At 44.6% G+C, this 7,877-nt stretch carries 10 protein-coding genes; 5 read left to right on the top strand and 5 right to left on the bottom strand.

Annotated elements, in window-relative coordinates; all coding sequences use genetic code 11:
* From KH703_RS06200 to KH703_RS06180, 5 genes are all read left to right on the top strand, one after another.
* The coding region (locus KH703_RS06200) for a hypothetical protein (protein WP_304295004.1) at positions 1–305 on the top strand (305 nt) is incomplete at its 5' end.
* A gap of 68 nt (positions 306–373) precedes the next feature.
* Entirely contained in the window at positions 374–1,006 is a 633-nt protein-coding gene (locus KH703_RS06195) for a hypothetical protein (protein ID WP_304295003.1), read from the top strand.
* A gap of 68 nt (positions 1,007–1,074) precedes the next feature.
* The gene (imm45, locus tag KH703_RS06190) at positions 1,075–1,872 is read left to right on the top strand and encodes an Imm45 family immunity protein (protein ID WP_304295001.1); all 798 of its coding nucleotides are present in this window, start codon (positions 1,075–1,077) and stop codon (positions 1,870–1,872) included.
* Between the two features lie 61 nt (positions 1,873–1,933).
* Positions 1,934–2,206: a hypothetical protein gene (locus tag KH703_RS06185; RefSeq protein WP_304294999.1), complete on the top strand. Its 273-nt coding sequence runs from the start codon at positions 1,934–1,936 to the stop codon at positions 2,204–2,206.
* A gap of 29 nt (positions 2,207–2,235) precedes the next feature.
* Entirely contained in the window at positions 2,236–2,442 is a 207-nt protein-coding gene (locus tag KH703_RS06180; protein ID WP_304294998.1) for a hypothetical protein, read from the top strand.
* Positions 2,443–2,680: 238 nt separating this feature from the next.
* On the opposite strand, the gene KH703_RS06175 is transcribed toward KH703_RS06180, so the two are convergent.
* From KH703_RS06175 to KH703_RS06155, 5 genes are all read right to left on the bottom strand, one after another.
* Positions 2,681–3,412 carry a DUF4197 domain-containing protein gene (locus KH703_RS06175; protein ID WP_304294997.1) on the bottom strand — a complete coding sequence of 244 codons (732 nt, stop codon included), beginning with the start codon at positions 3,410–3,412 and terminating at the stop codon, positions 2,681–2,683.
* Between the two features lie 484 nt (positions 3,413–3,896).
* Positions 3,897–5,255, bottom strand: a complete 1,359-nt coding sequence (gene gdhA, locus KH703_RS06170) for an NADP-specific glutamate dehydrogenase (protein ID WP_304294996.1) — start codon at positions 5,253–5,255, stop codon at positions 3,897–3,899.
* A complete protein-coding gene (locus tag KH703_RS06165; protein ID WP_304294994.1) occupies positions 5,252–5,944 on the bottom strand; it encodes an MqnA/MqnD/SBP family protein in 693 nt (230 codons plus the stop codon). The genes gdhA and KH703_RS06165 overlap by 4 nt, the downstream gene beginning before the upstream one ends.
* Before the next feature lie 78 nt (positions 5,945–6,022).
* Positions 6,023–6,394 carry a hypothetical protein gene (locus tag KH703_RS06160; protein ID WP_297900380.1) on the bottom strand — a complete coding sequence of 124 codons (372 nt, stop codon included), beginning with the start codon at positions 6,392–6,394 and terminating at the stop codon, positions 6,023–6,025.
* Positions 6,387–7,835 (bottom strand): nicotinate phosphoribosyltransferase, encoded by a 1,449-nt coding sequence (locus tag KH703_RS06155; protein ID WP_304294991.1) that lies wholly within the window; start codon positions 7,833–7,835, stop codon positions 6,387–6,389. The genes KH703_RS06160 and KH703_RS06155 overlap by 8 nt, the downstream gene beginning before the upstream one ends.
* Positions 7,836–7,877 lie beyond the last annotated feature (42 nt).

Here is a 7,877-nt window from a genome sequence, read left to right as displayed (position 1 = left end):
GCTCTGTAGGCGCCACCGACATATCGCAAGATATGGAGGGCGCGAAATTCTGCACCTTTTTCAAGCTGGATCAAAGTGAAATTTTAAAGCAAATATTATATTATATAGCCTATGAAAGATTTGAAGGCGGTTATTACGCAAAGGGTAAATTTATAGGCAAAAATGGAGACGATCTTATTTTTATCGGTATCTGCGGCGATGTAAAAAATTGCGCCGAAATAAAGAGCGTCGATTTAGGTGAAATACTAAAAAGTATGCCTAAACTCTCGGAATCAAATAATTTTTATATTAGCGAGTTTATATGAGATCAATTAAACGGATTGATGAGGTAAATTTTATATCGCCAACTGATTAAATTTAAAAAGGAGATACTATGAAATTTAAAATTTTAAAACCGAATGAACTATACGGCTGGGTTTTTAACAAAGATGAAGAACTTTATAAGGCTTTAGGATTTGATTGCTGGATGGATTCGTTTATTCGCATATTAGCTCAAATTCCGGGTACCAGAAAAAAAGATATTTTGGATTACATTGAATATGAAATCTTTGATTGGTACGAATGGTTTGGACTATATGGGATTATCCAAAGCGGCTATAAGCTAGCGGACGAAGATAATCCTGAAATTTCAGCCTATCCGACATACGCGGGAGAATACTTCGGAGTAATGGGTCAACTATTTTTAGGGGGTATGATAGACTTCGGCATAGAGAGCGAAAATTTAAGAAAGGAATGGGCTGACTTCGATACAAATTTATCCAAGATCGATCTAGGGATGTCGCTTTATGAGAAGTGGATCTATTTTAGAGATAATTTCTTTTTTGGGTATAAATTTTTAGAGGAGGAGAACATCACTCCCAAAGCAGAGATAACTTGGAAGAATCCCGATACCTGGAGTAGATTTAGCCATTGGATATGTATGACTAAGGCGGGCAAAGAGTATCGTGATAAAATTTTAAAGCCGAGGCTTTATGAAAAGTATAAGGATGTGGTTATAGAGGTGTAATTTAGCGATTACAAATAACGAAAATTTATTATGAACATGTTTAATCTAGCAAGCAAAAAGGACTTTGAATGACTATCTTACCAATATCAACTTTCGACAATGATTTACAAAGAGGCGATATTATAAAATTTAACGACGATGAGCTTATGGTCTGCGATGAGCGCTGTTTCTGGACAGAAAATCCTTGTCTTTTAAATTTAAAAGATACCAGATATTTTGAGCTTTCGGATGAGATGCTATCAAGCAAAGCGGGGTTTGTAGTGGACAAGGAGCAATTGATTCATAATTTAGCAAATTTCGGCATCAATGCGAGCCCCCAGGAGGTATTTATATGCTCCGATAATTACCTTAGTAGCGATGAACTGAAAGATTACAAAGAAGATTGCGACGAAACAATCCCTGGTTTCAGACTGATAAAACCTAGGGATAAATTCGGACGCAATAGACGCATAAAGAGAAATCTAATGAAAAAATTTAGTATTCCTCTCTTGAAATTTCGCGGAAAGATCGAGGTTGGAGATATTATCGAATGTAGAAAATCCTGCTATCCATACGAGAAAAATGTAAGCTTTATCGTAGTAAAAGCAAAAGACGGTGATAGAGTAAATTTTATAAAATTGATCGTAATTAGCGGCTACAAAGCGGGTTTATGGGTTTTGCCGTTTTTATTTAAAACAGATAAAAGCGCCATTGATACGGACTGGCTAATTAAAAATTGGAAATATATTTTTTATAGGTGCTGTGATATAAGGCACACCTACGTAAATTTGCAAAATCGAAGAGAGATTTTAAATTTTACCGATAAGCAACTGGAAAATTTTATAAAAATTAAGCGAAAGAGATTTAAATTTAAAAATAAGAAGTGATATAATGCCTCGCCAATCGACATTATCAATATACGGGCAAGGATATACACAAGGAGAAAATATGGTTAAAGCATTAAAATTTATAATTTGCGCCATAGTAGTTTTGTTATTATTTATAATTTATGAAAGTACTTTGTGTGCAAAGTGCGATTATACGTTTTTTGTAGAGGAAAGGCTTATGGGTAGATTATTGATAGCAATCGATACAAATGATATAAACTTAGTAAGATATATTGCTGCTGAAGGTAGAGTTTGCAAGCAAGCCAATGTCTATAATAGAGCGCTTAAAGAATTAAGAAAAATGGAATCGGAAAATAATAGAACTAATGAGTAAACCGAGTTTTGCCGAACATAAAGAGAGATATGAAAGAAGCGAAATTTACAAGATGGCTTTCTTGTTTTATCCTTACACTTTTATCTAATATCGCCCTATTTCTCGATACTCCGCCGCTTTGTAAAATTTCAGATATAGGCGCTAATTTATGCGCGCATCTGAATACCGCATGGAATTCTAAAACTCCGCGTGAAATTTTAAAATTTCAAATCCTTTACATCTTGCTAAATTTCTAAATTTTACAGTTTCAAATTTCGCAAACTAAATTCCGCATAAGATTATCGTATAAAGCCAGCCTGCCGCGAGCACGCCACAAACGAACCTCTAAATTCCGCCGCACGCCTACTTTAACTCAAGCAGCCGCTTCGCGCGAGCGGGCGTTTTGCGCACAGCTTTAGGCTACCCAAGCTTACGGCGCAAAGCAATTATAAGCAGCTATGCGGCGAAATTTACGCCAAAGCCTAGCCGCAAGTTTTATTTAAGCACCTTACCCAAAATCCCTGCACCTTTGCCGACGGCGCTGCCGCGAAGCGCGCTTTCTTTTTCTCTCATCACCGCAAATAGCCCGTCCAGCGTCTTTTGCGTGATGTAATCGTTCAAATCCTCGCCCTGCTTAGGCAGATACTCGCTCGCGCCCAGCCCGCGCGCGATATTTTGCACCGCTTCATTGCCCGCGATCTTGTTTTGCGCGAAGGAATTTAGCCCGTTATACGCCGTCGCAAAGCTGTTTTTGCTCATCATGTCGCTTACGATCGGCCTAAAAACCGCCCGCAGCTTCGCACCCGACTTGCTCTGCAGATACTCGCTAAGCGCCGTGTCGCCGCCGCCGATGAGCTTTTTAACGTCGGCGTCGCTCATCGATTTCAGATCTTGCAAAAATACCTTGCTCGCGCCGCTCACCGCCTTGGTAGCGGCATCGTTCATGTTCTCTACCAGCTGCTGCTCCCATTTATCGCCGCCTACCTTTCTCGCAAGCTTCGCAGCCGCCTTCAGCGAAGGAGGAAGCTCGATTTTAGCGGTCTTGCTGTGGATATAGCCCTTGGCGAGCTCGCTTGCGGCGCGGTTCGTAGCGGAAGCGAGCAAATCCTTGTAGTTCCCGCTCCTAGTCGCACCGAGCGCGTCCGCGCCCTGCTTTAGGATATCCGTCACGTCCGCATGCGCAAACGACAGAGCCACAACGGCGAGCAAAACCATAAATTTTTTCATATTGCAACCTTTGGATAAAATTTGCACCATTATGCCAAACTGCAGTAAACGCCAGGCCTGCGCGGTGTAAATTTACGCACTGCGCGGGCGATTTAAGATAAAATTTTAGGCTAAATTTAAGCGGATTCGAGGCTAAATTTTAAACACAGAATTTCAAAGCTGAATTTAACGGGTGAAATTTACCTGCCAAATTTAAAGATGAAATTTGGCGGCGGGTTTTGTCGTGCTTGCGGCTAAATTTTAAAAGCATCGCTACGACGAGCTAAAATTTTAAAACGCTCTGCTTGGCGTTATTTAAATCTACGCAGCGCAAACGATGCCAACGCAGGGCACATAAAGCAATTATAGCGATGAGCGGCTATATCCTCAGCACAAACGATTGAAATTTTATCAAGCCCGCCGCAGCCAAAAAGCTCGCCGTAAATTTAAAGAGCTTAAATTTAAAAGCGAGCTGCCGCTTTTGACAAAATAAAGCGAGTTAAGCTTATACCAGGCCTTGATCCAGCATCGCATCGGCTACGCGGCGAAATCCCGCGATATTCGAGCCCAACACAAGATTGCCCTCCGCGCCGAATTCCTTCGAGGTCTCGTAGCTGGTGCGGAATATGTGGCGCATGATCTCGCGCAGCTTGCTATCGACCTCCTCGAAGCTCCACGACGCCATCTGCGCGTTTTGCGCCATCTCAAGCCCACTCGTAGCTACGCCGCCAGCATTCGCCGCTTTGGCAGGACCGAAAAGAAAGTCTTTTTGCGCGAGCATAAAATCGATCGCCTCGAGCGTGCTTGGCATATTCGCGCCCTCGCAAACCATGCGGCATCCGTTGGCATAGAGAGTCTTTACGTCTTGCAGATTAAGTTCGTTTTGCGTAGCGCTCGGAAACGCTGCGTCGCACGGCACGCTCCACACGCCGTTGCGGCCTGCGGGATAGGCGCTAACTGGGATAAATTTTGCGTTAGGACGCTCTTTAATATATTCGCAAAGCCCCACGCGCAGCTGCTCTTTTAGCTTTTTAAGAAGCGCCACGTCAATTCCCTCGGCGTCATAAATAAAGCCCGTAGAATCGCTCACGGTGACGGGCTTAGCCTGCATCTGATAGAGCTTTTCAGCGGTGTAGATCGCTACGTTGCCGGCGCCCGAGATCGTGCAAATTTTGCCGTGCAGCGAATTGCCTCTGGTAGCGAGCATCTCGTTTGCAAAATAGACCGATCCGTAGCCCGTAGCCTCGGTACGCGCGAGGCTCCCGCCCCAGCTTAGCCCCTTGCCCGTAAGCGCGCCGTCGAATCTGCGGGTGAGCTTTTTATATGCGCCGTACATATAACCGATCTCGCGACCGCCCACGCCGATGTCGCCCGCAGGCACGTCGGTATTGGAGCTGATTAGGCGGTGAAGTTCTAACATAAAAGCTTGACAAAATCTCATAATCTCGCCGTCGCTCTTGCCCTTGGGATCGAAATTTGCGCCACCTTTTGCGCCACCGATATTAAGACCCGTGAGGGAATTTTTAAAAATTTGCTCAAACCCTAAAAATTTTAAAACGCCCAAATTTACGCTCGGATGAAAGCGCAGACCGCCTTTATAAGGGCCCAGAGCGGAGTTGAACTCTATGCGATATCCCGTATGCACGCAGGGCTCGCCGCCGTCGCTCATATAGACGACGCGAAACATCATCGTGCGCTCGGGTGCCAAAATGCGCTCTAAAATTTTATTTTTCACATACCTCTCGTCGCGCTTTAGAAGCGGTATGAGCGAGTATAAAATTTCGGTCGATGCCTGGATAAAGACCTCCTGACCGGGATTGGCGCGCTTTAAATTTAACAGCAAGCCGTCGATGTAAGACTTCATAGTTCCTCCTTTTGAACCGGATTAAATTTTAATTTTTTGGCTTTGGCGATAAATTTTTTCAGCGCCAGCTCCTCGCGGACGCCGATTTTGTAGCTTATAAATTTCAAATAATTTAAAATTTCACGCTCTTTTATGCCGCGCGAAAGGGCGTAGCTTTGCAGGATATATCTTGGAATTTTAATGCGCGAACGTAAAAATTTCGTCGCCAAGCGCGCGTAAGCTTTTTCGTTTTTCACGCAACACAGCCGCCCGAAAACAAAAGGCAAGCCTGTACGCTGCTGCCAAATTTCGCCCAGATCGTAAAATTTATCCTTGCCCTGCGAAAGCAGCGCCTTTAGAGCATTATCGCCGATTAGCACCTCGCCGCTAAGTTCCAGCACGCGAGCTAGCATATTTGAGCTCATTGACGCGGGATCGAGCCTAGGCGCCGAGTTTTTGCGCACGAGCACGCTTAGCACTTCGCGCTTTGCGACGATTCCCAAAGGTAGCTTGCGGTATTTTGCGCGGCGGCTTTCGATGCTGGAGATTACCGCGGCGTCTATGCGCCTATAATAAAGATCGGCGCAGAGTTTGCTCGGCACCCCTTTTTTAAATTCTATCGATTTTTTAACATAAGACGGCAGCGGAAGGGATTTTAAAAATACGTGAAATGGGAGCAAATTTAGATAATCAATTTTGCCTAATAACATAACTTTCTCCGAATTTAGCGCAGGAAAAGAGGTTAAATTCCGGCGCTAAATCGGAATTTAACCAAAAAATTTCAGGATTTATTTGACCTCGGTGATCGGGATGGATTTGTATTTGCTAAACTCCACTATGCCCTCACCTTTTTTGAAGTGGATGCTCACTCCGTCTTTATTCTCCATATAGATGCCGTCGGCGGCGCGGTCGCGCTTAAGATCGTAGCTTTTGCCGCTATCGTCCTTTAACACGGCGGTATTGAAATCGTCGTTTGAGCTAAGCGAAAGCTTTTTGCCCTTGTCATCGACGAAATAGAAGGTCTTTGCGTTCTCTTGAGTTATAGTTTTTTCGCTCTGTGCTTGCTTATTCATAGCGCTATCTGGGGATTGGCGGAGCTGGTTTGAGCCGCATCCTAGCAAAACTAACGCCAAAGCGGCGCACGATAGAACTTTAAACATATTTCTCCTTTAAATTTAGGTTACACTCGTTGATGAGTGATTTTCGGATATCCCAAAGCTTTTGAGAGAGATCCACTTTGTAGCTTTGCGGATGGATGTTGCGAAGGTGCTCGAGCCAAAATTTGCTCTTTTGCTCCTTACTAAAACGCGCAATCTCGCTTACCGTGCGGCGCACGCCTACGAATTTGCCCTCCTTGAAAACGGGACGTAAGAGCTTATGCGCGCTGAAATTCGTTAAAATTTTACGCTTGTAGGTATAAAGCGGATGGAAAATTTCAAGCGGCGCGCTCTCGTCTATGCTCTCTCCATCAAGCGTGATCAGATCGGCAAGCGCCATGCCATTATCTTTGTCATAGAGTCTAAAGACCTGCTTGTAACCGGGGTTATTGATCTTGCGCGGATCGTTTGAAATTTTGATCTTAGCTATGATCTCGCCATCTTTTTCGATACCGCTTAGCTTATACACGCCGCCTAGACTTGAACTATCTCCGCCGGTGATGAGCCTCGTGCCGATCCCCCAGCTATCGATTTTAGCGTCAAAAAGCTTGAGTTGATCGATCGCATATTCGTCCAGATCGTTAGATGCGGTGATCTTTGCGTTCTCAAAGCCCGCCGCATCGAGCATCTTACGCGCCTGTTTGGTTAGGTACTCCAGATCGCCCGAATCTATGCGAATTCCAAGCGGCTCATGACCGCTCGCGCGCAGCTCTTTAAAAACTTTGATCGCATTCGGCACGCCGCTTGCGAGAGTATCGTAGGTATCGACAAGCAAAAGCGCGCTGTTCGGATAAATTTTAGCGTAGGCGCGAAATGCCTCCAGCTCGCTATCAAAGCTCTGAATCCACGAGTGCGAGTGGGTGCCGATCGCAGGGACGTCAAATTTCTTTGCGGCGAGTACGTTTGACGTGGCGCTGCAGCCGCCTATAATCGCAGCCTTTGCGCCGTAGATGCCCGCACTCTGCCCCTGAGCGCGGCGCAAGCCAAACTCCATCACCAAATCACCCTTAGCGCTAAAATTGATGCGCGAGCTTTTCGTAGCGATGAGAGTTTGAAAATTTATAGTATTTAGGATCGCAGTCTCGATGAGCTGCGCCTCCATGATATTTGCCTTGACGCGAATTAGCGGCTCGTGCGGAAATACGATCTGCCCTTCGTCCATGGCGTAAATTTCGCCGCTAAATTTAAAGCCTCTTAGAAATTCCAAAAATTCGGGCTTAAAGAAATTTAGACTTTTTAGATATGCGATGTCATCGTCGCTAAATCTGAGATTTTCGATATAATCCACGACCTCGTTTAAGCCGCAAAATATCGCATAACCGCCGCCGCTTGGGTTTTTGCGATAAAAAACGTCAAAAACCGCTGTCTGATCGGGCTTCGTAAAAAAATAGCCCTGCATCATGCTAAGCTGATAAAAATCGGTAAGTAAAGCCAAATCTTTCATTTATGCCTCTTAAAATTTAATCTCGCCTCGTGTAGGAGCAAA

It is taken from the genome of Campylobacter gracilis, from assembly GCF_018374135.1.
Taxonomy (GTDB): Bacteria; Campylobacterota; Campylobacteria; order Campylobacterales; family Campylobacteraceae; genus Campylobacter_B; species Campylobacter_B gracilis_A.
This window is presented reverse-complemented; position numbering and strand designations above follow the sequence as displayed.